This window comes from Stenotrophomonas sp. FSL W7-1447 (assembly GCF_037966425.1).
GTDB lineage: Bacteria > Pseudomonadota > Gammaproteobacteria > Xanthomonadales > Xanthomonadaceae > Stenotrophomonas > Stenotrophomonas pavanii.
In genome coordinates, this window is the sequence record NZ_CP150199.1 from 1,532,763 (window position 1) to 1,548,839 (window position 16,077).

General features: G+C 68.2%; 15 protein-coding genes. 11 read left to right on the top strand and 4 right to left on the bottom strand.

The genetic code is table 11. The features are described 5' to 3' along the window. The first annotated feature begins 151 nt into the window (after positions 1-151). The 5 genes from NSQ78_RS07100 (at position 152) to ubiM (ending at position 4,244) form a co-directional block, all read left to right on the top strand. Positions 152-1,315, top strand: a complete 1,164-nt coding sequence (locus NSQ78_RS07100) for a hypothetical protein (protein WP_064237963.1) — start codon at positions 152-154, stop codon at positions 1,313-1,315. Positions 1,316-1,373: 58 nt separating this feature from the next. Then, positions 1,374-1,919, top strand: coding sequence for a DUF4019 domain-containing protein (locus tag NSQ78_RS07105; protein WP_064237964.1), 546 nt, complete (start codon positions 1,374-1,376; stop codon positions 1,917-1,919). Between the two features lie 24 nt (positions 1,920-1,943). Continuing rightward, positions 1,944-2,378 carry an SMI1/KNR4 family protein gene (locus NSQ78_RS07110; protein ID WP_223224840.1) on the top strand — a complete coding sequence of 145 codons (435 nt, stop codon included), beginning with the start codon at positions 1,944-1,946 and terminating at the stop codon, positions 2,376-2,378. 217 nt (positions 2,379-2,595) lie between these two features. After that, positions 2,596-2,985 (top strand): MAPEG family protein, encoded by a 390-nt coding sequence (locus tag NSQ78_RS07115; protein WP_053462524.1) that lies wholly within the window; start codon positions 2,596-2,598, stop codon positions 2,983-2,985. 80 nt (positions 2,986-3,065) lie between these two features. Continuing rightward, positions 3,066-4,244 (top strand): 5-demethoxyubiquinol-8 5-hydroxylase UbiM, encoded by a 1,179-nt coding sequence (gene ubiM / locus NSQ78_RS07120; protein ID WP_064237966.1) that lies wholly within the window; start codon positions 3,066-3,068, stop codon positions 4,242-4,244. 11 nt (positions 4,245-4,255) lie between these two features. On the opposite strand, the gene NSQ78_RS07125 is transcribed toward ubiM, so the two are convergent. Beyond that, positions 4,256-4,477 carry an RNA-binding S4 domain-containing protein gene (locus NSQ78_RS07125; RefSeq protein WP_014036469.1) on the bottom strand — a complete coding sequence of 74 codons (222 nt, stop codon included), beginning with the start codon at positions 4,475-4,477 and terminating at the stop codon, positions 4,256-4,258. Between the two features lie 265 nt (positions 4,478-4,742). Here NSQ78_RS07125 and NSQ78_RS07130 point away from each other — a divergent pair, with 265 nt between their 5' ends. From NSQ78_RS07130 to NSQ78_RS07150, 5 genes are all read left to right on the top strand, one after another. After that, positions 4,743-6,698, top strand: a complete 1,956-nt coding sequence (locus NSQ78_RS07130; protein WP_064237967.1) for a DEAD/DEAH box helicase — start codon at positions 4,743-4,745, stop codon at positions 6,696-6,698. A 212-nt stretch (positions 6,699-6,910) separates the two neighbouring features. After that, positions 6,911-9,334, top strand: coding sequence for an EAL domain-containing protein (locus tag NSQ78_RS07135; protein WP_064237968.1), 2,424 nt, complete (start codon positions 6,911-6,913; stop codon positions 9,332-9,334). 107 nt (positions 9,335-9,441) lie between these two features. Further along, on the top strand, positions 9,442-11,106 hold the full coding sequence (locus NSQ78_RS07140; RefSeq protein ID WP_064237969.1) for a GGDEF domain-containing protein: 1,665 nt from the start codon (positions 9,442-9,444) through the stop codon (positions 11,104-11,106). 34 nt (positions 11,107-11,140) lie between these two features. Then, positions 11,141-11,863 (top strand): pseudouridine synthase, encoded by a 723-nt coding sequence (locus NSQ78_RS07145; RefSeq protein ID WP_053505407.1) that lies wholly within the window; start codon positions 11,141-11,143, stop codon positions 11,861-11,863. A gap of 144 nt (positions 11,864-12,007) precedes the next feature. Further along, the gene (locus tag NSQ78_RS07150; protein ID WP_064237971.1) at positions 12,008-13,078 is read left to right on the top strand and encodes a sensor domain-containing diguanylate cyclase; all 1,071 of its coding nucleotides are present in this window, start codon (positions 12,008-12,010) and stop codon (positions 13,076-13,078) included. Between the two features lie 39 nt (positions 13,079-13,117). Here NSQ78_RS07150 and NSQ78_RS07155 read toward each other — a convergent pair whose 3' ends face one another. Beyond that, on the bottom strand, positions 13,118-14,065 hold the full coding sequence (locus tag NSQ78_RS07155) for a DMT family transporter (RefSeq protein WP_049470145.1): 948 nt from the start codon (positions 14,063-14,065) through the stop codon (positions 13,118-13,120). A gap of 78 nt (positions 14,066-14,143) precedes the next feature. Between NSQ78_RS07155 and NSQ78_RS07160 the strand changes: the two genes are divergently transcribed. Then, positions 14,144-14,758: a Pr6Pr family membrane protein gene (locus NSQ78_RS07160; RefSeq protein WP_064237972.1), complete on the top strand. Its 615-nt coding sequence runs from the start codon at positions 14,144-14,146 to the stop codon at positions 14,756-14,758. On the opposite strand, the gene NSQ78_RS07165 is transcribed toward NSQ78_RS07160, so the two are convergent. Next, positions 14,679-15,554 carry a DUF72 domain-containing protein gene (locus NSQ78_RS07165; protein WP_064237973.1) on the bottom strand — a complete coding sequence of 292 codons (876 nt, stop codon included), beginning with the start codon at positions 15,552-15,554 and terminating at the stop codon, positions 14,679-14,681. The two genes, NSQ78_RS07160 and NSQ78_RS07165, sit on opposite strands and share 80 nt — an antisense overlap. Continuing rightward, a complete protein-coding gene (locus NSQ78_RS07170; protein ID WP_339208254.1) occupies positions 15,551-15,994 on the bottom strand; it encodes a VOC family protein in 444 nt (147 codons plus the stop codon). The genes NSQ78_RS07165 and NSQ78_RS07170 overlap by 4 nt, the downstream gene beginning before the upstream one ends. Positions 15,995-16,077 lie beyond the last annotated feature (83 nt).

Genomic DNA, 16,077 nt, shown 5'->3' on the forward strand with positions numbered 1-16,077 from the left:
CAATAACACGGCGTCCCGCCCGGCCGCGCGTGCGTGTCGGCCTCGGTCCACACGCTTTCCCAAGGGTCAGAGGGGGTTCAGTGCCACGCGCTGAATGCGCGCCCCGGGCGGGTAGACTGTGGCTCTTGCCCACGTGAAGACCGGTTGCCCGATGTCCGCCAAACTCCGCTGGTTGCCCCTGTTGTGCCTGGCCCTGGCGGGCTGCAGTCAGCTGGAGAATCCGGGCAACGTAACCGCAGCCGACAAGGCGGCGCGGGCACCGGCCAGCGATGGCGAGAACATGGTGTCGATCAATGCCGCCGACGCACCGCCGCCGCCGGCACCACCGCGCAGCCAGGGTGATCGGCCGTGGCCGCAGGCGCAGCTGGAGAACGGCCGCGCGTGGGTCAGTTGCAGCACCGAGTACGCCGGCGAGGCTGGCGATGGTGCCGAGCTGGAAGGCCTGCAGCGCGAGCAGATCACCCAGGCCCTGGCACCCTGCGCCGCGCGTGGCCTGGTGCGGGTGCGCTACGCCGGCAAGATCAATCCTGGCTTCGCCGAGATGATGTGGCGGCTGGCGGTGGTCGCCGACCAGCAGAAGATCCACAAGCGCATCCTCGACCTGGACTCCAGTGGCGGCCAGGTGGAATCGGCGATCGTCGCCGGCGACAGCATTGGTGAATCGGGCTGGACCATCTGGGTGCGCGAAGGCTCGATCTGCCACAGCGCCTGCGTGTTCGTGCTGGCCGCAGGTGACAACCGCCTGCTGTCCGGCAAGGTCGGCATCCACCGCATGATGCGCATCAGTTCCAAGGCTACCTCGCGCGCGGAACTCAACCGCGAGCTGCACGAGGTCTACGACAACGTGAAGGATTACCTGCAGCGCAATGGCGTGGCCGTGGGCGTGGCCGACCTGATGATGACCGTGCCCAACCGCAGCCTGCGCCTGCTGACGCCGGAGGAGCTGCGCCAGTTCGGCCTGGACGGCACCAATGCGGTGCAGGACGATCTGGAAAGGATCAAGCAGATGCGTGCCTGCGGCGATGACTTCGTGCAGCGCAAGGATGCCTTCCTGATCGCCTTCGACCAGCAGTGCAAGCGCGACGGCGCCGACATGGAGTCGATCAACAGCTGCGGCCAGGCCCTGAAGGAGCGCTTCGGCTTCCCGGACGCGGTGTGCCCGGAAGAAAGCCCGCTGTCGGAGATCGACGTGGCGACGCTGCCGCCGGCACCGCCGGAGCCGCCGCCGGTGGCCGAACAGGCGCCAGTGAACACCGCCGCGCCCGCCGCGCAGGCTGATGCGGCAGCGGTGGAGGGCAACGCCCCAGCACGCTGACAGCATAGTCACCACGCTGGCGTAGACTGCGGTTCTCTCCCGAAAACCGGCGGTGTCCATGAAGCGCGCGTTCCTGCTGCTGTCCCTGCTGCCCTTGACTGCCTTGGCGCAGGCACCTGCGCCGGCCACGCCCGCCCCGGCTCCGGCACGCCCGGCCCCGGCCTCGCCAGCGGCCGCGAAACCGGCCACCGCCGGCGCACCGGCGCTGACCGCCGCGCAGCAGGCACAGGTGCAGAAACAGGACGCGGAAATGGGCGCGGCTGCATTGAGGGCGGCGCAGCTGGTCGATGCCAATCGCGCCGGCGAATTGTGGGATGGCGCCTCCGCCGTCGCGCGTCGTGCAGTGCCCAAGGCGGCCTTCGTCAGCCAGCTGAGCGCTGAGCGCACGCGCCTGGGGGCGCTGGCCGGTCGTGGCCAGCCGACCATTACCCGGGTCAAGTACAGCGCCGGCGCTGCGGTGCCCGAAGGCCTCTACATCAACGTCAGCTTCCCGACCCGTTTCGCCAACAGCGCGCAGCCGGTGCGCGAGCTGGTTTCGTTCCGCTTCGACGAAGACCAGGTGTGGCGCCTGGCCGGTTACAGCCTGCGTGCGTCGGCGCCCTGAGGATCGGTAGCAGGTAATTCATTGGTGGAGCCATTTGCAGAGATGCTTGGAAAGACAACGACGCAATATCATATGACCCAAGGGCAGCTCAATGGCCCGGCTGCAGCTTCGGCGGTCGACGGTCTGTCAAGGCGCGTGGGATTTGCGCTCCCTGAAAGTTACATTGAATTCTTCAAGGCCCACGATGGCGGTGAGGGATTCATTGGTGACAACTACATTATTTTCTGGAAAGTCGAAGAGGTGGTCGATTTCAATCGTGAGTATGAGGTCGAGACATATGCTCCGGGAATATTCCTGTTCGCTTCCAATGGCGGAGGTGAGGGGTATGGGTTTGACACATTGGATGTGGCAATGCCGGTGGTTCGGGTTCCCTTCATAGGTATGGATCGTCAGTATGCGATCTCGGTAGCGCGGGACATTCCCGATCTGTTTGCTCAACTGGCAGAACAGGATGGTTGACTTGAACAAGCTTTCGCGCCCCAGGGGCATGGAATTGTTTGAGATCAAGCCCGTTATCGTTGGCGGTGATCCGGTCTGTCCTGAGAATAAAACGTGGTTGACTAGACAGCAGCATTTTGAGGCTGTGCGGTACTGGAATCGAATTATCAGCAGTCTGCGCAATGAATCGAAGTAATTGAGGATCCTCCGATCAACCTGACGCCCTGTGGATGAGCAAATGGCAACTGAACTGACAATGCTGGCCTGGTCGACCGTGCTCGGCTTCGTCTACATCTTCGCCACCTCCACCGTGGTCACCCGCGAACGGGGAATGAAGTGGAATGCCTCGGCACGGGATGGCGACGCAAGGCCGCTCAGTCCGCTGGCCGGTCGCCTGCAGCGGGCCCAGGCCAACTTCCTGGAGACGTTCCCGTTCTTCGCCGCCGCGGCGATCGCGGTCGTGCTGGCCGGGCGCGGCAACGACACCACCGCGCTGGCCGCGCAGGCCTACTTCTGGGCGCGCGTGGTCTACCTGCCGCTGTACGCCGCAGGCGTGCCCTACGTGCGCAGCCTGGTGTGGCTGGTGTCGCTGCTGTCGATCCTGGCGCTGGTGTTCGCACTGCTGTGATCCGGGCCTGATCCAGATCAAGGCCGCTTAGCTGTGCGGCGCTATGCTGGCGCGGACGGGATCAACGGCAGGAGGCGCGCATGCGCAGGATGGACGTGGTGGTGGTCGGCGCCGGACCGGCGGGCCTGTGTTTCGCGCGTGCGCTGGCGGGCAATGGCCTGCAGGTCGGGCTGGTCGAAGTGCAACCGCGCCAGGCGCTGGCCGAAGCCGCCTTCGATGGCCGCGAGATCGCGTTGACCCATGCCTCGCGGCAGAGCATGGAGCAGCTGGGGCTGTGGCAGCGCCTGCCGCAGGCCGAAGTCGCTGAACTGCGCGATGCCAAGGTGATGAACGGCAGCTCGCCGTTCGCGCTGACCTTCGCCAGCAGCCAGGTCGACGGCCAGCCGCTGGGCTGGCTGGTACCCAACCATCTGATCCGCCGTGCTGCCTGGGACGCCGTGCAGGGCCAGGATGGCCTGCACCTGTTCGACGGGCGCAGGGTGCTGGGCGCGCAGGCCGATGCGCAGGGCCACGTGGTCACGCTGGACGACGGCAGTACGCTGCACGCGCGGCTGCTGGTCGCGGCCGACAGCCGCTTCTCCGCCACGCGTCGCATGCTCGGCATCGGTGCGCAGATGCGCGACTTCGGCAAGTCCATGCTGGTATGCCGAATGCAGGTCGAGCGCGACCATCACCACACTGCCTGGGAATGGTTCGGCTACGGCCGCACGATGGCGCTGCTGCCGCTCAACGCGGGCCAGGCATCGGCGGTGATCACGCTGCCGCCGCGGCAGATCGAAGAACTGCTGGCGATGGACGAGGTGGCTTTCGGTGAGGCCATCAGCGCCTGCTTCGAACACCGCCTGGGCCGGATGCAGCCGGTGGCCACGGCGCAGGCGTATCCGCTCGTGGGGATGTACGCGCACCGCTTCGTCGGCGAGCGTTCGGCGCTGATCGGCGATGCCGCCGTGGGCATGCACCCGGTCACCGCGCATGGCTTCAACCTGGGCCTGGCCAGCGCACAACGACTGGCGCAGGGCATCGTCGAACAGCAGCGCCGCGGTGCCGACATTGCCGCCGCCGGCATGCTGGCCCGCTACCAGCGCGGTCATCGGCTGGCATCGCGTCCGTTGTACGAAGCCACCAATGCGATCGCCAGCCTGTACACCGACGATCGCCGGCCGGCACGGCTGCTGCGGGCGGCCGGCCTGCGCGTGGCGCAGGGCGTGGCACCGTTCAGGCAGTTGATCGCCACGCACCTGACCCAGCGCGTGGCCTGAACCGCTTCAGCTCAGCCGGCGGCCAGCACGCGGATCTGGCTGTCGGCGAATTCGACCACCTGGCCCGCGCGGATCTTGCAGGCCTTGCGCAGTTCGACTTCGCCGTCGACCCGTACCTGGCCTTCGCTGATGACCATCTTGGCCTCGCCGCCACTGGTGACCAGGTCGGCCAGCTTGAGCAGCTGCTTGAGTTCGACGTAGTCGCCGTCGAGGTCGAATTCGAGAATCTGCATGGAGCGCGTTCCTGGGAGGAGGGCACAGGCCAGCGGCCGGGCCGGGAAGAGGGCGCGTATTGTGCGCCAGCACGGTCCCGACGGCACGTGTGAGGAAAGCTGTATGCCTCGTTCAGCATCAATGCGGTATCATTCCGCTCTGAGCGAGTGAAATCTCCTCCGACCGAGCAGCGCCAGGGCACGCGATAAGAAGGGCGCCCAAAGCGCGGACCATCACCTTTTTTATCGCACTGCCAGGAAGACGGCAGTGCCTTCGGAGTTCCCCATGTCCCAAGATTCCCAAGCGCCGCTGCAGTTCGCGCAGCTCGGCCTGTCCGAGCCCGTGATGCAGGCGGTCACCGCCATCGGCTATGAAACCCCGTCGCCGATCCAGGCCGCTACCATCCCGGCGATGCTGGAAGGCCGCGACGTGCTGGGCCAGGCCCAGACCGGTACCGGCAAGACCGCCGCCTTTGCACTGCCGGTACTGTCCAACATCGACCTGCAGCAGATCAAGCCCCAGGCCCTGATCCTGGCGCCGACCCGCGAACTGGCCATCCAGGTTGCCGAGGCGTTCCAGTCCTATTCGTCGAAGATTCCCGGCTTCCGCGTGCTGCCGGTGTACGGCGGCCAGCCCTACGGCCAGCAGCTGTCGGCCCTGCGCCGCGGCGTGCACATCGTGGTCGGTACCCCGGGCCGCGTGATCGATCACCTGGACCGCAGCACCCTGGACCTGTCCGAGCTGAAGACGCTGGTGCTGGACGAAGCCGATGAAATGCTGCGCATGGGCTTCATCGACGACGTCGAAGCCGTGCTGAAGAAGCTGCCGGAGCAGCGCCAGGTGGCCCTGTTCTCGGCCACCATGCCGCCGCAGATCCGTCGCATCGCGCAGACCTACCTGCAGGACCCGGTGGAAGTGACCATCGCGGCCAAGACCACCACCTCGGCCAACATCCGCCAGCGTTACTGGTGGGTGAGTGGCATGCACAAGCTGGACGCGCTGACCCGCATCCTGGAAGTCGAGCCGTTCGACGCGATGATCATCTTCGCGCGGACCAAGGCCGGCACCGAAGAACTGGCCAGCAAGCTGCAGGCCCGTGGCCTGGCCGCTGCCGCCATCAACGGTGACATGCAGCAGGCCCAGCGTGAGCGCACCATCGCCATGCTGAAGGAAGGCAAGCTGGACATCCTGGTCGCCACCGACGTGGCCGCCCGCGGCCTGGACGTGGAGCGCATCAGCCACGTGCTGAATTACGACATCCCGTACGACACCGAAAGCTACGTGCACCGCATCGGCCGTACCGGCCGTGCCGGCCGCAGCGGCGAGGCGATCCTGTTCGCGACCCCGCGCGAGAAGGGCATGCTGCGCCAGATCGAGCGCGCCACCCGCCAGCCGATCGAAGAGATGCAGCTGCCGAGCGTGGAAGCGGTCAACGACACCCGCATCAACAAGTTCACCTCGCGCATCAGCGAAACCCTGGGTGCCGGCGGCCTGGACTTCTACCGCCAGCTGCTGGAGCGCTTCGAGAACGAGCAGAACGTGCCGGCCATCGAGATCGCCGCCGCGCTGGCCAAGCTGCTGCAGGGTGACACCCCGTTCCTGCTGCAGCCGCCGGTGCGTGCCCCGCGCGAAGAGCGCGCACCGCGCGAGCGCTTCGACCGTGGCGACCGTCCGGAACGTGGCGATCGCTTCGAGCGCAACGATCGGGGTCCGCGCTTCGAGCGCGGCCCGCGTCGCGACGACGCCGAAGGTGGTTTCGAGCCGCGTCCGCGCCGCGAGGTTCCGCCGCGTGGCGCACCGGAGCAGGGCATGGAGACCTACCGCATTTCGGTCGGCCACCAGCATGGCGTGAAGCCGGCCAACATCGTCGGCGCCATCGCCAACGAAGCCGGCCTGGAAAGCCGCTTCATCGGCCGCATCGACATCCACGACGACTTCTCGCTGCTGGACCTGCCGGCACAGATGCCGCCGGACGTGCTGTCGCACCTGCAGAAGGTCTGGGTGTCCGGCCAGCAGCTGCAGATGCGTGCGCTGGCCCCGGGTGAAGACACCAACCCGGCACCGCGTCCGTTCAAGCCGCGCTTCGACAAGCGTGGCCCGGGCGGCCCGGGCGGCCCGGGTGGCCCCCGTCGCAGCGGGCCGGGTGGCCCGGGTGGCCATGGTGGCGACCGCGGCGGTGACCGCGACAGCCGCCCGCCGCGTCGTGACGGCTTCAAGCCGCGCGGCCCGCGCAGCTTCTAAGCCGCAGCCGTCCACACCACCGCCAGCCCCCGGGCTGGCGGACAGAAAAAGGGGACGGAGGGGATTAAGTCGTTCTTGGCACAGGCGCATGGCCAGCCAGATACGACTTAATCCCCTCCGTCCCCTTTTTCGCATGGCCCACACATTGCCGGTCCTAGGCTGAGCCGGTTCCTAAGGAGGTTGTGACCGCAGCACATTCAGGGGGATCCGGGATGGGTAGGAGTGGCACGGACCAACACAGCCGGCGGGTGCCGATGACCCGGGGGCTGGGACTGCGATTTGCGTTGTTGACGGGCATGGCGATCGGACTGGTCGCTCTGTCCGCCCTGATCCAGGAACTGCAGGCGGCCTCCACTGCCTGGATCGCCGGCCAGGGCTACTGGTCGCGTGGCCAGCAGGATGCCACTGCCGCACTCAGTCGCTACCTGGCGCGCGGTGATGCCCAGGACCTGGACGACGCACGCCAGGCCCTGCAGGTGCCGTTGGGCGACCTGCAGGCGCGACTGGCGCTGGAACAGGCCGAACCGGACGAGGAAAAAGCCAGGCAGGGCTTCCTGCAGGGCGGCAACGCGCGTGCCGACATCCCACGCCTGGTGTTCTCGTTCCGCTACGCGCGCGACATCGGTGCCTTCCGCGAAGCGAGCGCGTTGTGGCGGCAGACCGATGGCGACCTGATGGCGCTGCAGCGACTGATCGATGAACTGCAGTTGCGGCACGACGGCAGCCTGGTGCCCGTTGCCGCACGCGACCACTACCTGCAGCAGCTGCGTGACCTGGACCAGCGGATGAAGGTGCAGAGCCAGGCGTTCTCGCAGGCACTGCTGCGGATGGCCACGCTGGTGCGGCTGGCGACCCTGATGGTCGCGGGCCTGTCGGTGCTGGCGATCAGCTTGATGGCGGTCGCCCTGGCGCGCCGCGTCGGCAAGGACCTGACCGAGCACGAGAGCCGTTTCCGCGCAGCGTTCTACCAGGCCAACGTCGGCATGCTCAAGCTCGACACCGAAGGCAAGGTGATCGAGGCCAACCAGGCGATGGCCGATATCCTCGACCATCGCCGCGACGTGCTGCTGCAGCTGTCGCTGGGTGACCTGCTGATGGACGGTGAGCTGGTCATCGACGGAGTGGGGCGCATCGACTGGGACCGCCAGCTGCGGCCGAGCGAACTGCGCTTCCGCCGTCGCGACGGCAGCCTGGTCTGGGGCCGCTGGAGCGGCACCGGGGTGCGCAGCGCCGGGGGCGGCTTGTCGGTGTTTGCCATCATCGAAGACGTCAGCCAGAACCACGCCCTGGCGCGCGAGATCGAACACCACGCCAGCCATGATCCGCTGACCGGCCTGATCAACCGCCGCGAGATCGAGCGGCTGCTGGAACGCGCGCTGCTGCAGGTGCGCAGCGAGGGCGGCACGCATGCGCTGTGCTACATCAACCTGGACCACTTCAAGTTGGTCAACGACAGCTTCGGCCACGCCGCCGGCGACCAGATGCTGCGCAGCTTCGCCGACTACCTGGTGGCGGCGGTGCGCGATGGCGACTGGGTGGGCCGGCTGGGTGCGGACGAATTCGCGGTGTTCCTTGCCCATGCCGGGCAGGACGAGGCCAAGCGCGTGCTGCAGCGGGTGATCCGCAATCTGGGGCAGGCGACGTTCCCGATCAGCGAGGGCAGCCCGCAGCTGAGCTGCAGCATCGGCGTGGTCGAGGTCAGCGCCGAGGCACCGGATGTGAACTGGTTGATGAGCGCCGCCGACAGCGCCTGCTACGCGGCCAAGCAGGTCGGCCGCAACCGCGTGCACTGCTTCAACGAAGACCGCATGGCACTGGAGGAGCGGCGCCAGGAAGCCGAGCGCCTGCAGGGCGTCAGCCTGGCCATGGCCGAGAACCGCATGGTGCTGTACGCGCAGCGCATCGCCCGCGTCGGCGATCCCAGCTACCTGCACTATGAGGTCCTGGTGCGCATGCGCGGCAGCGATGGCAGCCTGCACCTGCCAGGCCAGTTCATGCCGGCGGTGGAGCGCTACGGAATGGCCGTGGCGCTGGACCGGCACGTGCTCGGCCTGCTGTTCCGGCATCTGCAGGTATGCCCGGCGCACGTGCGGCAGCTGGGGCTGTGCAACGTCAACGTGTCGGCGCAGTCGATCGCCGAGCCCGGCTTCCTTGCCTTTGTCTGCGACCTGCTGGAGCGCAACCGCGCGCTGGCCGCCAAGCTGTGCTTCGAGATCACCGAAACGGCGGCGATCAGCAACCTCAGCCAGGCGCGCGCCTTCATCGACGCGGTGAAGGCACGGGGGTGCCGGATGGCCCTGGATGATTTCGGCTCCGGCCTGTCCTCGTTCGGTTACCTGCGCCAGTTGCCGGCCGATATCCTGAAGATCGACGGGGCATTCGTGCGCGACATGGATACTGATCCGGTCAGCCATGCCACGGTGCGCGCGATCAGTGAGCTGGGGCGCGAGCTGCAGATGGAGGTGGTGGCCGAATGGGTGGAGACCGCCGAAGTGGCCGCCGCACTGACCCGGCTCGGGGTGCAGGGCCTGCAGGGCTATGCGATCGAACGGCCGCAGCCGCTGGAGCGGATGACCCTGGCCGACCTGCGGCCGGTGCGCCTGGTGGCGGTGAAGGGGCCGCCCGCCGCTGGCTGAACCTGACAGCGACCTTGGTCTACACGTGGGCGGTGGCCGTGGCTGCGATAATGCCCGCCAGGGGCGACGTGCAGTGGGCGCGGGCGTAAGCAGGAAACGGGACTGGCGTGGGCGGCAGGCAGTGGCAGTACGGAACAGGAGCGGTGCTGGTCGTGCTGCTGGTATGGTTGGCAACGCCGTGGCCGTTGTGGGCCGCCACAGCCGAAGCCGGGCGCGACTATCTGCTGGTCGGTGCAGGCACCGATGAGCCGACCCCGCATCGCGCATGCACGGCGGCCATGCTGGCCGGTTCGCGGCAGCAGGTGCTGGTGCCCGCGCCGCCGGAAGGCTGGTCCGGCCAGCCGCAGGCACTGGACGTGTTCAATGTGTTCGCCGGCGAAGTCCGCGTGCAGCACGGTGATCGCGAAATCTGCGGCAACATGCACGATGCCCGTACCCGAGACTCACGCTTCCGCGCCGGCATCGGGCTGGTGGCGGTGCCGCCGGCGGGCAGCCACGAACCGTTCCGGGTTTCGTGGCAGACACCGCTGAAGGCGCGCTGGGTACCGACCCTGCGGTTGGGGGCGCCCAGCCCGGTGCAGCAGAACGATACCGCCCGCCTGCTGGTGCGCGCGGCCTGCATCGCCGTGGCAATCGCGCTGGCATTGTCGGCACTGATGGCGTTCCTCACCACCCGCGACCGCAGTTTCCTGGTCTACATCGCCGGTACCACCGTGCTGGTGCTGTGGCAGGCCATCCTCGGAGGGCTGAGCGGCTACCCCGAGCCCTGGCTGCCGGTAGGTGAGCGCAGCGCGTGGTGGCTGCTGGCATTGACCGCGGCGTCCCAGGCGCTGGTGCTGCCGGCGTTGTGGCGCCTGAACGGCGGTGACCGCCTGCTGCCGGCTTCGCGTCCATTGCAGCGGCTGGCGCTGTGGGGACTGCTGCTGCTGGCCGTACTGGTGCCCTGGCTGCCGTGGCGCAGCCTGGCCTGGGTGGCGCAGGGCCTGCAGCTGTCCTACCTGCTCGGCTGTGGCCTGGCGCTGGCAGTCGGAGTGTGGGCGCGGCTGCGCGGCGATCGCTGGGCGCAGGCAGGGCTGGCCGCGCTGGCACCGATGCTGGTACTGATCCTGGCCGATGCCTGCCGCGCCGGGTGGTTGCTGGAATACCGCGTGGAAGCCCTGCAGCTGGCGGTGACCTGGCTGCTGATGATGGCCGCCTATGCGCTGAACCAGCGGCTGGGGCGCTTGCGCCAGCAGCGCGATGAACTGCGCCAGCTGGCCGAAACCGATGGCCTGACCGGCCTGCCCAACCGCCGCGCCGGGCTGCAGCAGCTGGCCCAGCACCTGGAGCGGGTGGATCGCGAGCGCGGCCCGCTGGTGATCGGTTTTCTCGATATCGACCTGTTCAAGGACATCAATGACCGCCACGGCCACGCCGTGGGCGACCAGGTGCTGGTGGCGGTGGCGCGTGCGTTGCGGTCCGCGGTCCGCAGCCAGGACCAGGTGGTGCGGATGGGCGGCGAGGAATTCCTGCTGCTGATGCCGGGGATGCCCCGCGAGGCCGCGTCGGCCCGCCTGGATCGCCTGCGCCAGCACATCACCGAGGCTGGTCGGGCGTTGCAGGTGCCCGGGCTGGAGGTGACCGCCAGCATCGGCCTGGCGCAATGGCGGCCGGGCGAGGACGACCTGGCCGCGCTGCTGCGCCGCGCCGACCACGCCATGTACGTGGCCAAGCGCGCCGGCCGCAACCGCGTATTCGACGGCGAAGCGCTCGATCCGCCCGGGCTCGCATGAAGCGCCGCGCGCGGCAATGCCGGATAATGGCCCGATGACCACCCGACTCAACAAACATATCGCCGACACCGGCTTCTGCTCCCGCCGCGAGGCCGATCGCCTGATCGCCGCCCGCCGGGTCACCGTCAACGGCCATCCGGCCGGTACCGGCGCGGTGGTGGGCGAGGACGACCAGGTGCTGGTCGACGGCCAGCCGCTGCGCGCGCGCGTGGCCCGCAAGCCCGGCGCCCGCCGCCACGTCTACATCGCGCTGAACAAGCCGGTCGGCGTCACCTGCACCACCGAAACGTCGGTCAAGGGCAACATCGTCGACTTCGTCGGCCATGAACAGCGCATCTTCCCGATCGGCCGCCTCGACAAGGACTCCGAAGGCCTGATCCTGATGACCAGCAACGGCGACATCGTCAACCAGATCCTGCGTGCCGAGAACGGCCACCAGAAGGAGTACCTGGTGGCGGTGAACAAGCCGGTCACCGATGAGTTCCTGCGCGGCATGGCCCGTGGCGTTCGCATCCACGACCAGATGACGCTGCCGTGCAAGACCTCGCGCATCGCCAAGTTCGGTTTCCGCATCACCCTGCAGCAGGGCCTGAACCGGCAGATCCGCCTGATGGCCGCCGAGTTCGGCTATCGGGTGACCCAGCTGCGCCGCGTCCGCATCGACAACATCAAGATCGGTGCCCTGAAGCCGGGCCAGTGGCGCAACCTGACCGAGCAGGAGCTGCAGGGCCTGCTGCCGAAGCAGCTGGACTGGTAACGCGCGGGAGTGCCGGCCGCTGGCCGGCTGCATCCGGCATCGAATGAGCGCGGGATGCCGGCCAACGGCCGGCACCACCCAGGGTGCAGATTGGGGACCGGCATCCGCTAGACTTTGCGGTGACCTGCCGGAACGTGACGCTGCATGATCAAGCCCGACAAGCCTGCCAACGAAGCTCTGAGGCTCGAGGCGCTGTACCGCTACCGCATCCTTGATTCGGAACGTGAAAAATCCTTCGACGACCTGGTGGTGATCGCCAAGGCGGTCTGTGGCACCTCGATGGCGGCGGTGACCCTGATCGATGTCGAGCGGCAATGGTTCAAGTCGATCCAGGGCATCGATGCGGCAGAAAACCTGCGCAGCGAATCGATGTGCGGCCACGCCATCCTGCAGCCGCAGCAGATCATGGTGGTCGAGGATGCACTGCAGGACATCCGCTTCCACGACAACCCGGTGGTGGTGGGTGATCCGCACATCCGTTTCTATGCCGGTGCGCCGCTGATCAGTTCCGATGGCCTGCCGCTGGGCACGCTGTGCGTGTTCGATGCGCAGCCGCAGCACCTGGCCAGCGACAAGGCCGAGGCGCTGGCTGCGCTGTCGCGGCAGGTGATGCTGGTGATGGAGCTGCGCCGCTTCGCGCTCGACATCCAGAAGCACATGCTGGAACGCGATGACTACGAGCGCCTGCTGTCGGAGTACCAGGACGTGCTGTTGGCGCAGAATGCCGACCTGGCCGCGCAGAGCCGCACCGATGCGTTGACCGGCCTGCCGAACCGCCGCGCGATGGCGGCGGCGCTGGAAGAGGCCGTTGCGCCAAGCGGAGACCTGCCCGGTGTGGCGTGCGTGGCGCTGCTGGACGTCGACCATTTCAAGCACATCAATGACTTCCAGGGCCACGCCACCGGCGACCGCGTGCTGGCCGAGCTGGGCGTGCTGCTGCGCTCGCACTTCGCCGGTCGTGGCATGGCCGCGCGCTACGGCGGCGAGGAGTTCGTGGTGGTGATGCCGACGACCGACCTGCGCACCGCCGAACTGCAATGCGAATTCCTGCGCCTGGCGGTGGCCGACCTGCCACTTGGCTTCCCGGTCACGATCAGCATCGGCGTTGCCCAGCACCAGCCAGGGGAGACCGTGGATGAAATGCTGGCACGCGCCGACAAGGCGCTGTACCGGGCCAAGGGCAATGGCCGCAACCGGGTGGAACGGGCGGACTGAATCAGCACCGGCCCACTACCAGCGCCTGCGTGGCTGCGCTCAATCGGCGATGTTGCGCGCCTCGGCCGTGCCAAGGATTTCAGGGTGCTGCACCGGCTTGCGGCGGTTCAGCAGTGGATGCAGGAACACTGCGCCGACGATGATCGCCACGCCCAGGTAGAACCACGGGGTCACCTCGTGCTGTTCGCGCAGCAGCACCACCGCCAGCACCACCGCATAGACCGGCTCCAGGTTGGTCACCAGCTGCACCGTGTAGGCGCTCAGGTGGCGCAGCGCGACCAGGGCCAGGGCAAACGGCAGCAGCGTGCAGAACCCGGCCAGCACCAGCAGCAGGATGCCGTCGTGCAGATTCGGGACCACCCATAGCGGGCTGGCCAGCGCGGGCAGCAGGAACGGCATCAGCGGTGCCAGCAGGGTCAGGGTCAGGGTGCCGGCACCCAGTTCCAGCGCGGTGACCGTAAGTGGATCGGCGTGGCTGACCATGCGCTTGTTGAGCGAGCCGAACACGGCCACCAGCAGCGCCGACAGCGCACCGATCAACACGCCCAGGCGCATGCCATCGGGCACGCCGCCGACCACCAGCGCAACGCCCGGCAGCACCGCCAGGCCGAACGCCAGTTCACGCAGCTGGAACGGCCGCTTGGCGACCCAGGGTTCGATGATGGAGGTGAACACCGGCGCCAGCGCGATGCAGGTGGCCGCCACCGAGGCATTGGCCAGCTTCACCGCGCCGTAGAACGTCAGCCAGTGCAGGGCCACCAGCGCACCGATGCCGGCGTAGCCGGCCACCAGCCGCAGTGGCAGCGTGCGCAATCCTCGCCAGACCCGCGGCAGCAACGCCAGCATCGCCGTCACCAGCAGCATGCGCCACCACACCAGCGGCAGTGCGGGCAGGGTGATCAGCTTGCCGAGGATGGCGGTGACGCCCCACAGCAGGACACAGAAGTGGATCTGCCACAGCGCTTTGCGGGTGTCGGGTGTGCTCATCCGCCTATTGTGAGGCAATCGCGCGGCAGCCGGCGATGCCTGTGGCATGCTCGCGGAAACCTGCCCAGGGACCCCGCCATGGCTGCCGACCGCTCCGTCCTGCGCACCTGGGCCGCGCTGACCGCACTGATCGCCGCCGCGTCGTTGCTGCTGCAGTACCTGCTGCTGGTGCGCGGGGCAGGCGCAGGGGCCGGGATCGGCACGGTGACGCTGCGCTTCTTCGGTTACTTCACCATCCTCAGCAACCTGGCGGTGTGCGTGGGATGCGTCAGGCTGGTGCGTGCGGGCGTGCTGGGCACGACGGTCGCCGCAGTGCTCGCGTTGTGCATCGGGGTGACGGCCTGCGTCTACGTGCTGGCGCTGCAGGGCCTGTGGCAGCCCAGCGGATTGCAGTGGTGGGTCGATGCCGGCCTGCACTACGCGGTACCGGCGCTGTACCTGCTGGGGTGGTGCTGGCTGCTGCCGCATGGGGCGCTGCGCTGGCGCGCGCTGGGCACGGTGCTGTGGGTGCCGCTGATCTACCTGGGGTGGGCGATGTGCGTGGCCGCGGTGACAGGGCAGGCGCCGTATCCGTTCCTGGAACTGCAACGGCTGGGGCTGGCCGCGTTCCTGCTCAACGTGCTGCGCGTGGCGGGCGTGTTCGTGACGGGGTGGACGCTGCTGTGGGGGCTGGATCGCTGGCGTCGTCGATGAGGCGCTGAAGGGCCATCGCCGCGGCCGGATTGCGTGCCTTGCCCGCACCGATGCACAGCAGGTAGACCTCGCGTGGTGCGAGCGCGGCTGGCTTGGCCAGGCAGGGCAGGTCGTCCACCGGCTCGCCGCGTGACCAGCGCTGCGCACGCTCGGCCCAGCGCCGCTGCACCGGGGCGGGCAGCCCCTCCTTCAAGCGGGCCTGGCTGCGCTTGATCCGTGCGTAGACGAAGCCGGCACTGACATCGCCGTGCAACGGCGCCTCGTCGCTGTCTTCGATCACCAGCGCCACGCCGTGGCGGCGCGCGGCGGCGACCAGTGCCGGACCATGTGCCGCGGCGTTGCGCACCTCCAGCGCGTGCTGCAGCGGCACACCCTGCAGCTGCTTGGGAAGCTCAGCCATCAGCCGATCCAGCGCTTCGGCATCGGCCGGATGGCGTGGATCGAACTGCCACAGCAACGGGCCGAGCCGGTCACCCAGCGCCAGCGCCGCCTCCAGGAAGGGCGCGGCCGCGTCCACGGTGCTGGACAGGTCGCGACGCTGGACCAGGTAGCGTGGCGCCTTCATCGAGAAACGGAAGCCCTGCGGCGTCTGTGCTGCCCACTGCGCGCACTGGCCAGGGGTGGGCGTGCGGTAGAAGGTGCCATTGATCTCGATGCAGCGCAGGGCGCGACTGGCGTGGGCCAGTTCCTCGCGCTGTGGCAGCCCTGCCGGATAGAACACGCCGCCGCGCCACGCGGGAAACACCCAGCCACCGATGCCACAGCGGATCTCCGCCGGGTGCGACGACGCGATCACTGGCCGTGGTCCTCGCGCCACGGGTCGTAGCTGCCAAACCACCACAGGTAGCCTTCCGGATCGGCGCAGGCGTAGCCACGACCGCCGTAGTCCTGGTCGGCGATGTCGATGACGATGCGCGCGCCGGCAGCCTTGGCCCGGGCATAGTGCGCGTCGGCATCGCTGACGATCACGCAGGCGCTCTGGGTCTGGCGCCCGCCGACTTCGCCGGGCAGTACCGCGTGTTCGCTCCATGCGCTCTGGTTACCTGCCGAGCCCAGCATGATCATGCCGGTGCGGAAGGTCATCTGGGCGTGGAACACGGTATCGCCGTCGGCGTATACGGCCTGGGCATGGAAACCGAAGGCGCGCTGCAGCCAGTCGATGGCGGCCAGCGCATCGCGGTAGCGCAGGCATGGAATGATGGTGGAGCCCTTGCCGGACTGCCCGTTCTGTCCCATGACACCCCTCCTATGGCACAGGGCAGGGTGCATCGGCGACCGTTACCATCCCGCGAAACCCCGGTGACGGCCTGCACACTGCC

Bases quoted from the DNA above. Each gene is read 5' to 3' on its own strand.
- NSQ78_RS07155 (WP_049470145.1), bottom strand. From the start codon at position 14,065: ATGAGCACACCCGACACCCGCAAAGCGCTGTGGCAGATCCACTTCTGT.
- NSQ78_RS07100 (WP_064237963.1), top strand. From the start codon at position 152: ATGTCCGCCAAACTCCGCTGGTTGCCCCTGTTGTGCCTGGCCCTGGCG.
- NSQ78_RS07170 (WP_339208254.1), bottom strand. From the start codon at position 15,994: ATGGGACAGAACGGGCAGTCCGGCAAGGGCTCCACCATCATTCCATGC.
- ubiM (WP_064237966.1), top strand. From the start codon at position 3,066: ATGCGCAGGATGGACGTGGTGGTGGTCGGCGCCGGACCGGCGGGCCTG.
- NSQ78_RS07130 (WP_064237967.1), top strand. From the start codon at position 4,743: ATGTCCCAAGATTCCCAAGCGCCGCTGCAGTTCGCGCAGCTCGGCCTG.
- NSQ78_RS07160 (WP_064237972.1), top strand. From the start codon at position 14,144: ATGGCTGCCGACCGCTCCGTCCTGCGCACCTGGGCCGCGCTGACCGCA.
- NSQ78_RS07145 (WP_053505407.1), top strand. From the start codon at position 11,141: ATGACCACCCGACTCAACAAACATATCGCCGACACCGGCTTCTGCTCC.
- NSQ78_RS07150 (WP_064237971.1), top strand. From the start codon at position 12,008: ATGATCAAGCCCGACAAGCCTGCCAACGAAGCTCTGAGGCTCGAGGCG.
- NSQ78_RS07135 (WP_064237968.1), top strand. From the start codon at position 6,911: ATGGGTAGGAGTGGCACGGACCAACACAGCCGGCGGGTGCCGATGACC.
- NSQ78_RS07125 (WP_014036469.1), bottom strand. From the start codon at position 4,477: ATGCAGATTCTCGAATTCGACCTCGACGGCGACTACGTCGAACTCAAG.
- NSQ78_RS07105 (WP_064237964.1), top strand. From the start codon at position 1,374: ATGAAGCGCGCGTTCCTGCTGCTGTCCCTGCTGCCCTTGACTGCCTTG.
- NSQ78_RS07115 (WP_053462524.1), top strand. From the start codon at position 2,596: ATGGCAACTGAACTGACAATGCTGGCCTGGTCGACCGTGCTCGGCTTC.